The organism is Enterococcus sp. DIV1067f (assembly GCF_050543505.1).
GTDB classification, from domain to species: domain Bacteria; phylum Bacillota; class Bacilli; order Lactobacillales; family Enterococcaceae; genus Enterococcus_D; species Enterococcus_D entomosocium.
In genome coordinates this window covers 464,499-481,142 of the sequence record NZ_CP172940.1, presented here as the reverse complement: position 1 = coordinate 481,142, position 16,644 = coordinate 464,499, and the positions used below count along the sequence as shown (strand labels likewise).

The window sequence follows — 16,644 nt, the reverse complement described above, 5'->3', positions numbered from 1 at the left end:
TCTAACTATCTGTCTTTACTTCATTCTTAAAAAAGCTGTATGTTCCCCTAATATATGTTGTCCTGCTTCTTCTTTGATTTGATGGGTGTAGATTTGACGATAAACTTTAGGACTCATGCCTTTTTTCTGTTTAAAGGTATTGGTAAAGTGCTGCCTACTGTTGAATCCTGCTTGAGCGGCAATTTCGACGATTGGCAGCTGACTATTGCTTAGTAAAAATGCTGCCTGCTTCAGACGCTCACTGGTGAGAAAATGGTTGACCGTCACTCCCAGTTGCTCATGAAAGAGTTTATGCAAGTAGGCTTTCGTAATCCCCACAGCCGCTGCGATTTGGGAGACTTGAATATCTTCATCAAAATGCTGTTGAATATAGTTGACCGCAGCGTTCACATAGCAATTGCCCCGTTTGGTTTCTTTCGTACGTAATGAAAAGGCTAATTCCATCAACATCCGCTTAAACAAGAGCTCGATCGTAAATTGCCGTTCAGCAGACGGTTGCTCTTGAGTATCATCGATCATTAGCAGCTGCAGCAATGACTTGATCGCTTGTCCAAATTGGCGGACATCGCGACTTTTCGCGTAAGGCTCATTCAATTGTACATTTCCTTTGATGTATGCAAAAACATCACGAACACAAAGGCCGGACGGTGTCTCACTCAGAAGAAATTCAATATTCAGTAAGGTGCAGGAATCTCCTTCAACGAGTAAGGCGTGTTCCACAAACGCGTTTATGAAAACGAAATCATTTCTTTCCAGAACAATTACTTGATCTTGCACCTTTATCTTACACTTCCCTTTGGTCACAAACATGATCTCACACGCTGGGTGTTGATGTGGATCCATGGAAAAACGCTCAAGGGCAACACTATAGTATGCTGTAATCTTCGCATAGTTTGTTTCTTGTGGAAACACCATTGATCAACTCCTTTTTCATTCGTTGACGATTTCTTTCTTTTTTATTTCTAGTAGACAAAACTTTCCCTCTCTTTTTTATTGCTTACTATACTATAAGAAAAACGTACTAGGAGGAAATCGATGTCTTTTTTACATTTTGCACAAACACCCCCAATGGGATGGAATTCTTGGGACTGCTATGGCGCTTCTGTGACCGAAGCAGAAGTGATCGCCCATGCCGATTTTATGGCAGAGCATTTGAAAGCTTATGGTTGGGAGTATGTCGTCGTGGATATTCAATGGAGCGAACCAGAAGCAAAGTCTACAAGGTACAATGATTTTTATCCGTTGTGTATGGACGACTATTCTCGCTTGATTCCTGCTGAGAACCGTTTCCCTTCAGCAAAAGATGGCGCTGGTTTCAAAAAACTTGGTGACTATCTGCATCAAAAAGGGCTGAAGTTTGGTATCCATATCATGCGCGGCATTCCACGACAAGCAGTTCATCAAAATACGCCGATCAAAGGAACGGATAAACGGGCACGGGACATTGCTATGAATTCAATCTGCCCTTGGAATTCCGATATGTATGGGGTCGATGTTTCATTGCCTGAAGGACAGCTTTATTATGATTCTTTGCTCGAATTATATGCTTCTTGGGGTGTTGACTTTATAAAGGTGGATGATATCGGCGATTCGAAAATTTACGGTGATGCCCATAAAGCAGAAATCAAAGCGATTCGCCGTGCAATCGATCGATCCGGTCGAGAGATCGTCCTTTCTTTGTCTCCCGGACCAGCTGCCCTCAAAAATGGTAGTTTCTTTCAAAATCATGCCAATATGTGGCGCTTGACGGATGACTTTTGGGATCATTGGGACGCCCTTTACGCCATGTTTGACCGAGCAGCAGAGTGGGCACCTTTCGTTCGTCCAGGTAACTGGCCTGACTGTGATATGCTACCGTTGGGTCATATCGGCATTCGAGCAGTTGATGGAGGCGGTGGTGACAGCTGGACACGTTTTACGGAAGACGAGCAATACTTATTGATGAGTTTATGGACGATCTTCCAATCTCCATTGATGTTTGGTGGTACTTTACCAGACATCGATCTCTTTACCTTACGTTTATTGACGAATACTGAAGTCTTAGAAATGTATCGAAGAATTTATACGAAAAAAGAGTTCTATCGTGATCAAGAGTGGATCATTTGGGAGGCGTTGAGCGACACAGCAGTCTACTATGCCATTTTCAATGTTTCTGATCAAACGCAAACCATCCCAAAATCGATCGCTGCTTTACTACCAATTAAAAGCGGCACTGAGTTATGGCAACAAAAAGAACAAACAATTGCCGATGCTGAGGTTCCTACTCATGGTGTCTTGTTACTCAAAAGCCCATTACAATAGTCCTCTCAATGAAAGCAACACAATGTGCCGAGCACATTGTGTTGCTTTTCTATTCATATTGTTCTTACCCTCTCAACAAGGTACCTACCAGTCTTACAAACAACTGACCGTAACCATTTCCAGCCTATACTTCATGAATCAAGTAACTCTGTTTTCCCTCTCGCAAAAAGATTGGTAAGGAATCAATTTGTGCCTGTGCGACAATCCATTGTCCACCTTCATAGATAGTTCCATCTCGAGCATCGGTCCATTTTGCTCCTGTTGGCAAATATACCTCACGCTCAGTAGCATGCGCTACAACGATGGGCGCTACTAGAATATCAGAACCATAGAGATACTGTGTTGTCAGTTCCCATGCCTGGTGATCCTCTGGAAATTCATAAAAAGTTGGGCGAATGACTGGCGTTCCTTTTTCATGAGCTGCGCGCATCAATTCACGCGAGTAGTCCCGCATCAATTCACGAATTCCAATAAATTTTTTCATAATCTCATAGTTCTTTTCCCCAAACGCCCATATTTCGTTAGCTGCTCCGGTTTGCTCTGTTTCTTCACCATCTGCCTTGAAGATTTTTTTATGGGGAGTACGTGAACCATGCAATCGCATGACTGGACAAAAAGTCCCATATTGAAACCAGCGGATCAATAAATCTTGAAAATCTAGACTTGTCACAGAACCACCATGAAATCCGCCGATGTCACTTGTCCACCACGGGATGCCTGCTAACCCCATTTGCATGCCAGCAACGATTTGGTTGCGAAAGTCTTGGTAAGTCGAATGAATATCGCCGGACCAAACCAATGCCCCATATCGTTGGCTGCCCGCCCAAGCACAACGAACCAATTTGATTGAATGTTCTTTTTGTGAGGAGGCTTCTCCCTCATCAAAACCACGAACATACTCACGGGGGTAAATATTGCCTTTTTGCAGCACACTCCCTACATAATAACGATAGGAATCATAGTCATACGTACCAAATTCTGGTTCAGCCTCATCCAACCAAAACAAGCGAATGCCGTTATTGACATAATTTTTTGATACTTTCTCCCAGACATAGTTTCGAGCTTTAGGATTTGTTGGATCATAAAAAATGTTATTCCCATGAAACAACATCTGCACATCAATGCCGCGATCCGTTTTGACTAATAAGCCTTTTTCTTTCATCTCTTGAAAATTCTCACTACGCGTGTCGATTTGGGGCCAGATCGATACCATTAGCTCGATTCCATATTTATCTCGTACTTCTTCTGCCATCGCCTTGGGGTCTGGAAAGAAATTTTCATCAAAGCGAAAATCACCACAGCGCGGCCAATGATAATAATCGATCACTAGTACATCAACAGGAATGTTCCGCTCTTTGTGTTCCCTAGCGATCGCCACTACTTCCGCTTGTGTCGCATAGCGAAGTTTACATTGCCAAAATCCTAGACCATATTCGGGCATCATAGGTGCCCGTCCTGTCACTTGGCTAAATTGTTCTTCGATTTGAGCTGGTGTCTCTCCAGCAGTGATCCAGTAATCCAATTGCTTCGTACTTTCGGCACGCCATTCGGTCGTATTTTTACCAAAAGAGACCGAACCGATTGCTGGATTGTGCCAAAAAAAGCCGTATCCTTTGTTTGATAAATAAAAGGGGATCGAAGCTTGTGAATTTCGATGCGCTAATTCTAAATTACACCCTTTTAGATCAAAAATATCCTGTTGATATTGCCCCATACCATAGATTTTCTCCTCATGATTGGCTTCGAAAGTAGCTTTTAGTTGAAAATCTCCTCCAATAATCGACTTGAAAAACCGCGCCTTTTTCAAGAGCGCACCGCCAGATGCTGCTTCTTTCAAAATCACTTCACCTTTTTGATTGTAAAAAGTGATCTTGCCATAGTTGTTCCAGCCTGACTCTTTGGTGACTACTGCGTGGATTTTTCCATTACCGATAGCTCCTACATCCCCCTCAATCGCAACCTCGGCCTTAGAATCTTGTGTTAATAATGCACAGCAGGATAAATCTAGTTCACCAGACGGTGCACTCACCACCCGCAAACTGTTCGTGCCCCAAGCAATAATGCGCACGACTTCATTTCCATTTTGAAATTCGAGGTAATTCTCACCTATTGAAAAAAACGACATTTTTGAACCCTCCTTTTTTTCAGTATAGCTGGATTACAGAGGGCTATCCTTCAATTTTATGGCGTGTTCTATCGTAATCATGTCATTTTTCCGATATTGTGTAGGGGTCTCACCAAACATCTTTTTGAAGCACACAGAAAAATGATTACTATTACAAAAACCGACAGCTTGAGCGATCGCCACCATGGTCAAATCAGTCTCTCGCAACAATTCTGCCGATCGGATCAAGCGATAATGATTTAGATAAGCCATTGGGGAAGTTCGAAATGATTGTTTAAAAAATCGTGTAAATTGCTCTTTACTTAAGGAAACAGAATCGGCCAAATCTTGTAATTGGATCATTTCATGATAATTACTATGAATATAAGATAAAACTATTTTTTCCCGTTTTTCTTGGAGGCGCTCGCTTGATTTTTTTGCTGGCTGGTCGGTCCCAACTTCTAATAGATATGACAAGAGTTGGATAACAATCCCTTTCAGACGTAATTCACGATAGGACGATTTCCCCATAAAGCATTGATCAAATAGTTGAAACAAGGTGAGACTTTGTTGACTTTTATCTGGAAAATCCACATAAGAAGTAACACATTCTTGTATCAAAAAAGGATCGATTTGTTGGCTTTGAATTCTATCTGATTGCCGACTCGTAATTAATTTTTCAGAAAAAACGATACATGAAAAACGGCAGCTTTGTTGTGCGATTCGATAGGCAGTGTGTAAAGTATTGGGAGGAATCAGTACGATCGTATTTGCTTTAATCTTGCGTGAGACTCCATTAACGACTAATTCTAGCTGTCCTTGATGGACACATAAAATTTCGATTTCTTTATGCCAATGTGGCACAAAAAAGAATTCTCGCCAAACACTCACTAAATTAGGATAATATGCTAATGGGAAATCTTCCGTGCCATGATTCGCAGCTTCATAATAAGTAAGCGCTGCGGGTTGATTTATTTTCATTGAATCACTCGCTCACTTTCCACTTTATTAACATTGTTTTTCGTTTTATCATAGCGTATCTACAACGTTTATGTAAGCGTAATCGAAAAAATATTTTATCTGTTGATCCTTCTGACCAATTGAAACAAACAGGACAGCTACTTGACGAGCTGTCCTGTTTGTTCCCACATTCCTGCAGGACAGTTTTTCTTAGCTAAATTTGCGCGAAACTGATAAAAGCAGCCGCATTTTGTACAGGTATGATTCAATCGCAGTGGACAGATCTCACAAACAGCGATTCTCCTACTGACGATCTCCGGCGAAGCCAAGTCGCTTTCTAAAGAAAGTTGTTCTGCAATCAAGGATTCAATGTCTTCCTGTGCTGCTGCCGCAGCATCTTTCACTTCGCATCCTTTACAAGTCATGGGTTCAGACTGTCAATGAGATCGTGAGAACACTCATTGCTGGCACCCGCAAGCTGACTTTGTTCTCTTCAACATCGTAAGCGGTGAAGTCTTGGATCACCACATCTTCAGGATGATCAAAATCATTGTGTGCGTTCATTTTGTCCCCCACGATATAACGAGCTTCTTTCACTTCATTGACCGCTGTTTCAAGGGAGAAAGATAATTCTTCCGTGCCTTGGGTAGCAAAATTACAAACCGATAGATGGATCGTATCTTCTTTTTTCGAAATCGTATACGTAATGGTATCGCTGCTGGTTCCATGGCTATCAATGGTTTCAGCATCTTGATGGACTTTGTACAAATCAAAGACATGATAGCTTGGGGTTTTCACCATTTGTTCGCCATCTGTCAAAATCATCGCTTGCAGGACATTGACGGTTTGTGCGATATTTGCCATATGCACTCGCTTAGCATGTTTATGGAAAATATTCAAGGTGATCGCTGCGACCATGGCATCACGGATCGTATTTTGTTGGTATAAGAAGCCTGGATTGGTCCCAGGTTCCGCTGAGAACCAAGTGCCCCATTCATCAACAATGATTCCCACACGCTGTTCTGGGTCATACTGGTCCATGATCGCGCTGTGGCGGGTCAATAATTCATCCATGTAGGCTGCTTTTTCACAGGTCACTTGCCACTCTGCCTCATCAAATTCCAAGGCGCTACCTTTTTCTTCCCAGCCCTGCGGATGAACGTAGTAGTGCAAGCTTAGGCCGTCCATCAACCAATGGGCGTTTTTCATCAGCGTTTCTGTCCAATGATAGTCTGCGACATTCGCTCCGCCGGCGACTTTGTAGATTTTTTTGTCGCCGTATTGGCGGACATAGGTTTGATAGCGGCGATACAGATCCGCATAATACTCTGGCCGCATATTGCCGCCGCAGCCCCAGTTTTCGTTTCCTACGCCAAAAAATTTCATTTCCCACGCTTCTTCATGGCCATTTTCTCTGCGAAGATCAGCCATCGGAGAAATGCCATCCATCGTGATGTATTCCACCCATTCCGACATTTCTTGCACCGTTCCGCTGCCGACATTGCCGTTGACATACGCATCACATTCCAGCTGCTTGATCAATTCAAAAAATTCATGGGTCCCGAAATGATTGTTTTCAGTCACGCCGCCCCAGTGGGTGTTGACCATCGTTTTGCGGTTTTCTTTAGGACCAATCCCGTCTTTCCAATGGTATTCATCGGCGAAGCAGCCGCCTGGCCAACGTAGCACAGGGATTTGAATGTTTTTCAGTGCTTCAACCACATCAATCCGCATCCCATTTTTATTTGGGATCGGCGAATCTTCTCCAACGTATAATCCTTCATAGATACAACGGCCTAGATGCTCTGCAAAATGACCGTAGATATATTTACTGATCGTTGTTCCTGATTTTGTGTTTTGAATGTTAATCGTCATTGTTATACTCCTATTCTTTGATTCCCCAAATGGATTCATTATTATCGCCAATCGTTGAAAACGTTAATTTTTGCTGCTCAAATTCTGTTATTTCCTGACTTAATAAGATACCTTTGAAGGTGGCTTCTTCAAAAGTCAATGCCAAGTATCCCGCATCGTACGTCCAAGTTCCGGTCAAGTCACCAGTAATGCTTCCATCTTTTTGAAGCTCGATTGTCTGCGTTTTTAGCATGGTCGTTCCATTATCGGTACCATGGTTAATGATTTCATAGCGCCCGATAATGTCATCTTCTGACAAAGCATCTGCTACTTGTTCATTGCCTCGATACTCGTAGGGTGCTGGAACTGGCCAGCCCTCCTCATTCATATACATTCTGTTGACCCGTACTTCATGGGCTTCGGTTCCATTGTTAAAGCGCGTATGGTACACCAAGGACCACTGACCATTCTCATCGATGATCGCCGAATTGTGTCCCGCTGCTCGATACCCCATTTGTTGAAACGAGAATTGGTAGTTGCCAATCAATTTGATGCCGTAGTTTGAATTTTGGTCCCCTTGTTCGAAGATTGGGCTATTTCCTTGGGCATCAAGGTAAGGTCCTTCTGGTTTTTCAGCGCGAAATAGTCGCATATTGTAACCACCTTTTGCTGCTAAACCACCATAAGTGACGAACAGGTAATAATAATCGGTTTCCTCATCATAAACAATATAGGGACCTTCTCCTGATTGATGATAGCCGCCAAAAAGCTTGATCCCGAAATAGCGATCAATGATACGCCCATCTTCCGTCGTGCTATCTTCCCCAGGATACATTGGTTTTCCAGTGGCTGGATCAACTTCTAATAAAAAGATACCGCCAGACCAAGAACCATAGGTCATCCATAGTTTCCCTTCTTCATCATAAAACAACGCTGGATCAATGGCGTTTGGCGCATAATCGGTGTTATACGTCAGACCATCTTCGATCGCCCAGTTTTCACTGAACCCACTGATTTTCCCCTCTTTGATCAATTTCGCCAAATGGGTATTTTGATAGTTGGTATTGCGTTCACTACCATCTGTCGAATCTTTTTCTGTAAAGCCAGAATAGACCACGGTATCCGCATAGCTATAGGGTCCTTCGATTGTTTTAGCTACGGCCAATCCAATCGCTGAACGCCGCCACGTAGAACTAGCTGAGTAGTAGAGCATATAGGCTCCTTTGTCTCCATTTGTCCATTCATAATCAGCATTCCAAATGACATCTGGTGCCCAAAGGCTGTAACCACCTTTTGAATCGGCATCATCGTAGCCTGCCCATTCAAAAGTCTCAGCTAGATTTTCTTTTGTGTTACCATAGATCATATTGTCTTCCATTGATTCATATTCGTGAGTGAAAGGTACTTCCCAAGTTTGTAAATCTTCTGTTTTCGCTTGGGCGAGATGCGAACCAAATACGTAAAACAGCTCTTGGTCACCAACATGAATAGAAGTAATCGATGGGTCATGAATCGACACTCGATTTTTTGTCGTTGTTTCCCACTCCTTTTGTGAAAGTTGCTCAGCAGCATCTCCTGTTTGACAGCCAGCAAGAAATAAACTAGTAAAAAAAACGGACATGGTTAAACAGAGCATTTTTCTTTTTGTATTCATTTTTTCCCTCTCTTTTATCTATCCTTTGACTACACCGGGTTCGCCAAAATCAGGCAATCCATTTTTCTTCCAAGTAAACGGTTGGACGTACGCATGTCGATTGGGATTTTCTAAAGGATTACTGTAATCATTTTTTTCTGGTCTTGCATGATACACTAAGATATCTTGTTTCCCTTCCTCATCGACTGTAAAGGAGTTATGTCCTGGTCCGTATAGGGAATTTTGTTCAGAACTTGAAAAGACTGGTTCCTTCAACTTATGCCAAGAATACCCATTCAATAGATCACTATCCTCATCTGCCCACAACAGTCCCATCGCGTAGTTTTCATCCGTCGCACTGGCTGAATAAGTAATGATCACTTTTCCATTTCTAATCAAAGCAGCTGGAGCTTCGTTCACTTTGAAGCCGATTTTTTCCCATTCATAATAAGGAATGCTCAGCAGAATCTGCTTTCCTTGCAATGTCCAAGGATTTTCCATCTCTGATAAATAAAGATTGGAATTGCCTGGAATGTTTGGATCTGCTTGTGCCCAGACATAATACAATCGGTTCCTGTGTTCAAATACCGTAGCATCTAAACTGAAACTCTCAAATTGCGTCTCGATCTGTCCTTTTTCTACCCACTCGCCTGCAAAGGGATCTTCATTCGCATTTTCGATCGCAAACATCCGATGATGATGCTGATCATTTCTGACTTCTCCATGATCTGCAGCAGCAAAATAGATGTACCATTTTCCTTGAATAAAATGAATCTCTGGTGCCCAGATCAGCTCACTCATGGGGCCTTCGGCATGAGCCGTCCAGATGACTTTCACTTCATTGTCAGCCAGACCTTTCAAGGTTTTCGCACGCCTTAATTCGATTTCCTGATACCCTGGTTTTGATCCAGTGAAGTAATAATATCCATCGGTATGCTTGTATATCCATGGGTCTGCACGTTCTAATACAATCGGTTCCAAATAATTTTCTGCCATAAATTCTACACCTTCTTAAAAAATTCCATTTTCCGTTTTTAGTATTTTTATTGCTTTGTTTTTAGACATATACATCGTCGTAGCTAGTAAATAGAGGACGACACCGATCACATCATAGATGATCAAATGGATGATGACACAGGCGATCATCCAACGTATCGTTCCTTTGTTTATTTGTTTGTCTCGCATATTCTTCGCGTTGATCCAACTGATAACGCCCATCAAAATCGTCGCTAACGCAACGATCATAACTACCTTCGATATCATTCCTACCAGACTTGACTGCAAGTATTCATACTGATTTTGATTTTGAAATGCTGCGATCCCTTGTTCTTCAAACCAAGGATAATACCCAAACATCGTTACGAGACCAATACAGACATCCCAGACCGCACTGGCACGTAGTAAATTTCTTTCCAATTTTCGATTCATGATCTTCACTATCCTTTTATTCCTGCATTTAAGTTCATAGATTCAATGAAGTATTTTTGAGCAAATAGAAACAGCATGACGGTTGGAATGATCGCAATCAATGCCGAGCCCATCAATTGACCAATCATTCGGTAGTTGCCATAAATGTCTTGTAGTAATAGCAAACCGGCTGTAATCGGCATCTTACTAACATCCGTATACACGATCACTGGCCACAAGAAATCATTCCATGAGCCTGTGAAAGAAAAGAGGCCTGCAACGATCAACACAGGTTTGATCAAAGGAACGATGATCTCTGCAAAAATTGTAAATTCATCTGCACCATCCATTCGTGCTGACTCGTCAAATTCAAGCGGGATACCTTTCATAAACTGTCGCACAAGAAAGATATTTCCCATCCCTGCTAAGCCTGGAATGATCATAGCAAGAGAAGAGTTGACCCAGCCGAAGGTTTCAATGATTTTGTAAGACGGGATCAAATTCACTACACCGGGAAACATCGAGATCCCCATCAAAAGATAAAAGATACGATCACGGTATTTAAACCGCATTCTGCCATAGCCATAAGCGGTCACTGAAACAACGATCACAACTAAAACAGTGTGCGTGACTGCGATAAACATTGAATTCCATAACCACTGCATAATTGGTGCAGTAGACGTATTAGTCAAAATCGCTACATAGTTATCTAATATCCAGTTTACGGGTAATAAACGAAACCCAGTAGAGACGATTTCGGTTTGAGAACGAAAAGAAGTGGCGAAGCTAAAAATCAGTGGAATAACCCAGATGATACATAAAACGATCAGAAACAAATATGCGATGACCATACTAGGTATATGTTTCTTTTGTGTATTCATTTTTTTGCCCCCTTAAGTATTGCTTCTATCTAAAAGAAAATATTGAAATACGGACACACACATAATGATCAATCCTAAGATGACTGCCATTGCCGAAGCCATTCCGGCAATTGATTCTCCTTGACTAAAAGCCAGTGAGCGGATATACATCATCAATACAGTCGTGCTTTGGTTTGGACCTCCACCTGTCATCATCAAAGGCTGTGCAAAGACATTAAATGCTCCAGCAGTTGTCATCACGATCGTATATAACAGTGGAAAGCGAATAGATGGCAAGGTCACATTCAAGAATTTTTGGAATGCTCCAGCTCCGTCGATCTCTGCCGCTTCATAAAGGTCTTCATTGACACCCGCTAAAGCTGAGCGATAAATGATCATGTTACCACCGATCGCTCCCCAAATGCTGACAACAAAAATCAAGATCCATGCATAGGGTTGTCGCGAAGCCCAAGAGAAATCGAACCCAAAAATATTATTGATGGCACCTAATCGAGAGTGGAAAATCAATGACCAGATCAAAGAACCTGCTGAAACAGAGATAAGACCTGGAATATATAGAATTGCTTGAAAAAGTCCTTTCAGCTTCACTTTTTTATGTTGCAATGCAGCTGCAATCATCAGTGGAATGATGATTTGTAACGGCACCATGATCAAAACGAAAATAAAGGTATTTTTCAAACCATTCCAAAATTGGGTATAGAATGTCGAGGAACTATCAAATAATAATGTTTTATAGTTGTTAAAACCGACCCAGACTGGATCAGAGATCAAATTCCATTGCGTAAATGAAGCATAAATACCATAGATCGTTGGAATACATACAAAAATAATAAAGAGTACCATGTGTGGTCCAATGAATGCGATCGATGCCCAGTTAATGCTCTTTTTTTTCATTCCTTTCATTCCCTTCTAAAAATTGGAAAAGGGGATAGAATTATCCCCCCCTTCACTTATCTAGCTACTTCTGCAATCTTATCTTCGACATATTGTTGCATCGTTGCTAATCCTTCATCCATATCTAATTCACCGTAAGCGATATCTGTACTATAAACATCTAATGCTTCTAAGACATAAGAGAAATAAACGTAGTCAAAGATGTAAAGTGTTTCTTCTTCCTCTGGTGTAGAAGTAAAGAATGATTGTGGGTATTGTTGGTAATCATCACTTTCTAAAATATCTTTACTTGCAACGATTTGACCGGCTTTTGCCCATTCGATCGAGTTTGTACGAACGAATTCTAAAAATTGTGCGATTACTTCTTCTTTTTCTTCTGTTCTGCTTTCACTCTTCAACATGCCAAACATATGAGAAGCTGCTCGGTTAGTTGCGATGTCATCTGAAGTCGAATAAATATTTGTTACGCCCCAATTCAAGCCCTCAACCGCATCATGAGCGGTGGAAGTCCAAGTACCATCTGTTGATAAGAGTACGTTTCCGCCTTGGAACATCAAATACCCATCTTCTCCATAAGGTGTCATCAAACCTGCATCTGTTAACGCTTTAATTTTTTCTAACGCTTCTTTCATTTCTGGCGTATTCACCGTCGGGTTCCCAGCATCGTCAGAAATTGCGCCACCTAAGTTACGGATTTGCGCTAAGATAACCCAAGAAAGTAACGCATTATTTACGACATAATCGCCTTCTTCCATCTGCCCTGCTAATGACATCATTTCATCAAACGTCACGATGTTATCGTCTAGCCAAGAAGTGACATTGTATTTTTCTAAAAGATCTTGATTGTAATACATGGCACTGGCATGGATATCTAATGGGATCGTATATTGAGTATCGCCGATTTTTCCTGCATTCCACGCTGTATCTAAATAATTGCTTTCTTCTAACTCAGGTTGATAAGAAACCAGACGATCAACCGGATCAATAATATCGGAATTGACAAATTCCTCTACTTTATAAGAATGCATCAAAGTCAAATCTGGAATCCCACTTTTAGAACTAACAACCGTACTTAATTTAGTATACATATCAGACGTGATCACATGATTGATTGTATAATCGGAACCTGATTGTTCATTGAATTCATTTACGATCTGATCCATATAAGCGCCATCATCACCAGTAAGGGGTGACCAAAAATTAATCGTGTATTTTTCTTTTTCCGCTGCCTGATAACGATTAAAACCAATAAGGGCAACTGCAACGACTGCAACTAAAGCACCAATAATAATAAGTTTCTTCTTCATGTTTTTCCCTCTTTCATAGAAATTGAATTTTGGTCTTTGAAGCCGAACACACGCCTATCCTCCTTCTCTTATTTGCTATCCCAGCATTTATAATTGCATTATTCATTTCTAGCGTTTGCAAACACTTTCAATTTACAAATAAATCATAACTTGATTTGTAATCGCTGTCAACAATATTTTGATTAATTTATCAAGGATAATATCTATATTAATTAATAAATATATTAATAACTAGCGAAATAAACAACGCTATTTACACAAATTAGCAAATATGTTAACATTCAAGTAAATCAAACAGTTTAAGCGGAGGTGACACGATGCAATTAGAAATCAATCAAGAAGCATTGCCTGTCTATGAGGCACTTGCCAGTAACGTGCGAATCAAAATCATTCAATTGCTGGCTAAAAACAAGATGAATGTCAAAGAGTTGGCACAAGAGTTAGGCTTAAGCAGCGCTATCATTACGATGCATATCAAAAAATTAGAAGAAGCCAAAATCATCAAAACAGAGCGTGTAGGGCAAAAAAAGATTTCCAGTTTGAGAGTGGATCATATCGATATCAACTTTCCTGAGAAAATCTTTAATGCCTTTGATACGAAAGAAACGGCGATACCGATCGGTCATTATACAAATTATTCGGTAGAACCAACGTGCGGGCTTGCTACTTCAGCTGATTTTGTGGGAATGGTAGATGAACCGAAGTTTTTCATGGATCCCCGACGAATGGATGCCCGCATCTTGTGGTTTACGAAAGGATTTGTCGAATACCAATCGCCAAACTTCTTAGCAAAAGAAGAAAAACTCGAAATGATGGAGATTTCAATGGAAGTTTCGTCTGAATTTCCTTTTTCCAATAACAACTGGCCTTCAGACATCACCTTCAGCTTAAATGGCGTGGAGCTTGGTACATGGACTAGCCCAGGGGATTTTGCAGACATTCGTGGAAAGTATACACCGGATTGGTATCCAGACAATCTTAATCAGTACGGGTTATTGAAGACGATCCGCATCATGGATCATGGAACCTACATGGAAGGTGTTCCTCTTTCCGACATTACGATCAAGGATATACCTGCCTACGAAGATACGTGGCATTTAAAAGTGGAAGTCAAAGAAGATGCCGAGCATGTCGGCGGTTGTACCCTCTTTGGCAAGGGGTTTGGGAATTACGATCAAGATATCAAACTAAAAATGTTTTATAGCTAAAAAAAACGCTAGTCTTAGCGGCTGACCTAAACATTTCTTTTGGGAATCAGGTCGCTAAACTAGCGTTTTTGTTATTTTTTCAAATGGTAACTGTACGTACTTACAATGATGTTTTCACGCCAAGAGAGTCTGAAACGCAAGCGCAGGCTTGTTTGGTTGTGCAAAATATTTTGCCAGCGACGTCTTGGGACAAACTGTGGAATGATGACGGTCGTTGTGTAATTGTGTTTGGCTGCATTGCGGCTGACTAGATCCACATAACGTAAGATGGGATTTTCAATCGAACGATAAGAAGAATGAACGACGGAGAAACGCACGTCTGGGAATTTTTGCTTAAATTCTTGTTCGATTTCTTTTTCTTTCTTCACATCTTCATCCAACGATACGTGCATCGCTACGACATAATCACCAATCGATTGGGCATAGTTCAATGCGCCGATATTTACTCGGGTAACATTTCCGACTAAAACGATCACAGTATTTCCTTCATAAACATGTAGTGCTTCTTGTTTTTCCAACCGCAGCTGTTCTGCGACTTTCTTATAATGATCATGGATCTTGTAAAAGATATACAAGAGGATCGGCATGATAATAAAGAATGGCCAAATATCGCCTAAGCGATACACGAACAAGATGGCAATGATCGCAAAGGAAATCAAAGCCCCAACGATGTTGGCGATCGATTTAAAGAACCAGCCTTTGCCTTCTTTTCTCCATTTGATCACCATTCCGCTTTGGGACAAGGCAAAAGGAATAAATACCCCAATGGAATACAAAGGAATCAAACGCTCGGTCGATCCTTGGAAGATAAACAATAATACGATGGAACCAGCAGCCAAGGTGATGATTCCGTTCGAATAGCCAAGACGGTCCCCACGGTCTTGATACATATGCGGCATATATTTGTCTTTCGCTAGGTTATACGCCAACACGGGGAAAGCTGAAAATCCGGTATTTGCGGCAACTGCTAAAATCAGTGCCGTAGCAAATTGCAAAACGTAGTACATAAACCCATGACCAAAAACGGCAGAACCGATTTGAGATAGGACGGTCACTTCTGTTTCTGGTACGATACCATACCAATAGTTGATAAAAGTGATGCCGACAAAGAAGAATCCTAAAATCGACGCCATGATTGTCAAGGTCGCAGCTGCATTTTTCGCCCGTGGTTTTTTGAAAAACGGCACCGCGTTACTGATCGCTTCGACCCCTGTCAAAGAAGAGGAACCTGATGAGAAAGCCCGTAAAATCAAGGCCACGGATACCCCAGGTACGACCGCTCCCGGTAGTGCGGTTGCATTTAACGGTTGCGCACCCGTTACGATATTGTACAAACCGACCACGATCAAGACTGTGATCACTGCGATAAAGGTGTAGACAGGAATCATCAAGAAGCTAGCTGATTCTCGCAACCCTCGCAGATTCATCATCATGATCAAGATTACGATCACGACAGAAATGGCCACTTGATGACCGAACAACGCCGGCACAGCTGAAGTGATAGCTTCTGCCCCTGCTGAGACGGATACTGCCACTGTCAGCATATAATCGATCAATAGAGAGCCGCCGGCAATCAGGCCCGCATTTTTCCCTAAATTTTCACTACTTACTACATATGCCCCACCGCCGTGAGGGTAAGCATGAATGATCTGGCGGTAAGACAAGGTCAATGAAATCAAAAGAATAATAACAAAAGCAGCGATCGGCAATGAATACCAGATAGCAGCAGCGGAAAGTGCCACTAATACGACAACGATCTGCTCTGTCCCATAAGCAATCGAAGACAAAGCATCAGAAGATAGCAACGCAAGGGCCGCCGTCCGGCTCAGTTTTTGTTCATCATTCTCTGCGGATTTCAATGGACGTCCGACCAACAAACGTTTCAAATACTCCACTTTTTCTACACTCCTTTTCATGAAAAAATCCTTCGTTAAACTTGTAACGATATCCTCACAAATATTGAATTATCAAGACTGTATGCTACTCTTGTAACCGCGAAAAGTCAATGAAAATCAGATGAAAAAACGACCCTTTTTCCCTCTTTTGATTATTAGAAATTTCACGTGATGGCACAAAAGCAGAAAGAACAAATGCT

At 41.5% G+C, this 16,644-nt stretch carries 14 protein-coding genes; 2 read left to right on the top strand and 12 right to left on the bottom strand.

All coding sequences use genetic code 11. The features are described 5' to 3' along the window. Positions 1–15 precede the first annotated feature (15 nt). Positions 16–915 carry a helix-turn-helix domain-containing protein gene (locus IGJ42_RS02255; protein ID WP_060792630.1) on the bottom strand — a complete coding sequence of 300 codons (900 nt, stop codon included), beginning with the start codon at positions 913–915 and terminating at the stop codon, positions 16–18. Positions 916–1,035: 120 nt separating this feature from the next. Here IGJ42_RS02255 and IGJ42_RS02250 point away from each other — a divergent pair, with 120 nt between their 5' ends. Then, positions 1,036–2,301 (top strand): alpha-galactosidase, encoded by a 1,266-nt coding sequence (locus IGJ42_RS02250; RefSeq protein ID WP_429947016.1) that lies wholly within the window; start codon positions 1,036–1,038, stop codon positions 2,299–2,301. A 124-nt stretch (positions 2,302–2,425) separates the two neighbouring features. On the opposite strand, the gene IGJ42_RS02245 is transcribed toward IGJ42_RS02250, so the two are convergent. The 10 genes from IGJ42_RS02245 to IGJ42_RS02200 all read right to left on the bottom strand — a co-directional run bounded on the left by IGJ42_RS02245 (position 2,426) and on the right by IGJ42_RS02200 (position 13,341). Beyond that, a complete protein-coding gene (locus IGJ42_RS02245) occupies positions 2,426–4,426 on the bottom strand; it encodes a glycoside hydrolase family 31 protein (protein ID WP_429947015.1) in 2,001 nt (666 codons plus the stop codon). Between the two features lie 33 nt (positions 4,427–4,459). Continuing rightward, complete coding sequence (locus IGJ42_RS02240; protein WP_429961050.1) at positions 4,460–5,386, bottom strand: helix-turn-helix domain-containing protein; 927 nt, start codon at positions 5,384–5,386, stop codon at positions 4,460–4,462. A gap of 137 nt (positions 5,387–5,523) precedes the next feature. Continuing rightward, positions 5,524–5,790, bottom strand: coding sequence for a DUF6171 family protein (locus IGJ42_RS02235; RefSeq protein WP_429947013.1), 267 nt, complete (start codon positions 5,788–5,790; stop codon positions 5,524–5,526). Positions 5,791–5,794: 4 nt separating this feature from the next. Then, a complete protein-coding gene (locus tag IGJ42_RS02230; protein ID WP_429947012.1) occupies positions 5,795–7,240 on the bottom strand; it encodes an alpha-N-arabinofuranosidase in 1,446 nt (481 codons plus the stop codon). A 10-nt stretch (positions 7,241–7,250) separates the two neighbouring features. Further along, positions 7,251–8,873, bottom strand: a complete 1,623-nt coding sequence (locus IGJ42_RS02225; protein ID WP_429947011.1) for a glycoside hydrolase family 43 protein — start codon at positions 8,871–8,873, stop codon at positions 7,251–7,253. A gap of 18 nt (positions 8,874–8,891) precedes the next feature. Then, positions 8,892–9,848, bottom strand: coding sequence for a glycoside hydrolase family 43 protein (locus IGJ42_RS02220; RefSeq protein WP_429947010.1), 957 nt, complete (start codon positions 9,846–9,848; stop codon positions 8,892–8,894). A gap of 15 nt (positions 9,849–9,863) precedes the next feature. Next, the gene (locus tag IGJ42_RS02215) at positions 9,864–10,280 is read right to left on the bottom strand and encodes a hypothetical protein (protein WP_008376104.1); all 417 of its coding nucleotides are present in this window, start codon (positions 10,278–10,280) and stop codon (positions 9,864–9,866) included. A gap of 8 nt (positions 10,281–10,288) precedes the next feature. Then, complete coding sequence (locus IGJ42_RS02210; protein WP_005227285.1) at positions 10,289–11,140, bottom strand: carbohydrate ABC transporter permease; 852 nt, start codon at positions 11,138–11,140, stop codon at positions 10,289–10,291. Between the two features lie 12 nt (positions 11,141–11,152). Further along, positions 11,153–12,043 carry a carbohydrate ABC transporter permease gene (locus tag IGJ42_RS02205; RefSeq protein WP_176257025.1) on the bottom strand — a complete coding sequence of 297 codons (891 nt, stop codon included), beginning with the start codon at positions 12,041–12,043 and terminating at the stop codon, positions 11,153–11,155. A 47-nt stretch (positions 12,044–12,090) separates the two neighbouring features. Further along, a complete protein-coding gene (locus IGJ42_RS02200; RefSeq protein WP_008376109.1) occupies positions 12,091–13,341 on the bottom strand; it encodes an extracellular solute-binding protein in 1,251 nt (416 codons plus the stop codon). A gap of 317 nt (positions 13,342–13,658) precedes the next feature. On the opposite strand from IGJ42_RS02200, the gene IGJ42_RS02195 reads away from it, so the two are divergent. Then, positions 13,659–14,549 carry an ArsR/SmtB family transcription factor gene (locus IGJ42_RS02195; RefSeq protein ID WP_008376111.1) on the top strand — a complete coding sequence of 297 codons (891 nt, stop codon included), beginning with the start codon at positions 13,659–13,661 and terminating at the stop codon, positions 14,547–14,549. 71 nt (positions 14,550–14,620) lie between these two features. Here IGJ42_RS02195 and IGJ42_RS02190 read toward each other — a convergent pair whose 3' ends face one another. After that, on the bottom strand, positions 14,621–16,444 hold the full coding sequence (locus IGJ42_RS02190; protein ID WP_034872061.1) for an APC family permease: 1,824 nt from the start codon (positions 16,442–16,444) through the stop codon (positions 14,621–14,623). Between the last annotated feature and the right edge of the window lie 200 nt (positions 16,445–16,644).

Excerpts from the sequence above, each read along its gene's own strand:
- IGJ42_RS02240 (WP_429961050.1), bottom strand. The coding sequence starts at position 5,386 with ATGAAAATAAATCAACCCGCAGCGCTTACTTATTATGAAGCTGCGAAT.
- IGJ42_RS02220 (WP_429947010.1), bottom strand. The coding sequence starts at position 9,848 with ATGGCAGAAAATTATTTGGAACCGATTGTATTAGAACGTGCAGACCCA.
- IGJ42_RS02230 (WP_429947012.1), bottom strand. The coding sequence starts at position 7,240 with ATGACGATTAACATTCAAAACACAAAATCAGGAACAACGATCAGTAAA.
- IGJ42_RS02235 (WP_429947013.1), bottom strand. The coding sequence starts at position 5,790 with ATGACTTGTAAAGGATGCGAAGTGAAAGATGCTGCGGCAGCAGCACAG.
- IGJ42_RS02225 (WP_429947011.1), bottom strand. The coding sequence starts at position 8,873 with ATGAATACAAAAAGAAAAATGCTCTGTTTAACCATGTCCGTTTTTTTT.
- IGJ42_RS02195 (WP_008376111.1), top strand. The coding sequence starts at position 13,659 with ATGCAATTAGAAATCAATCAAGAAGCATTGCCTGTCTATGAGGCACTT.
- IGJ42_RS02200 (WP_008376109.1), bottom strand. The coding sequence starts at position 13,341 with ATGAAGAAGAAACTTATTATTATTGGTGCTTTAGTTGCAGTCGTTGCA.
- IGJ42_RS02215 (WP_008376104.1), bottom strand. The coding sequence starts at position 10,280 with ATGAATCGAAAATTGGAAAGAAATTTACTACGTGCCAGTGCGGTCTGG.
- IGJ42_RS02205 (WP_176257025.1), bottom strand. The coding sequence starts at position 12,043 with ATGAAAGGAATGAAAAAAAAGAGCATTAACTGGGCATCGATCGCATTC.
- IGJ42_RS02250 (WP_429947016.1), top strand. The coding sequence starts at position 1,036 with ATGTCTTTTTTACATTTTGCACAAACACCCCCAATGGGATGGAATTCT.
- IGJ42_RS02255 (WP_060792630.1), bottom strand. The coding sequence starts at position 915 with ATGGTGTTTCCACAAGAAACAAACTATGCGAAGATTACAGCATACTAT.
- IGJ42_RS02210 (WP_005227285.1), bottom strand. The coding sequence starts at position 11,140 with ATGAATACACAAAAGAAACATATACCTAGTATGGTCATCGCATATTTG.
- IGJ42_RS02245 (WP_429947015.1), bottom strand. The coding sequence starts at position 4,426 with ATGTCGTTTTTTTCAATAGGTGAGAATTACCTCGAATTTCAAAATGGA.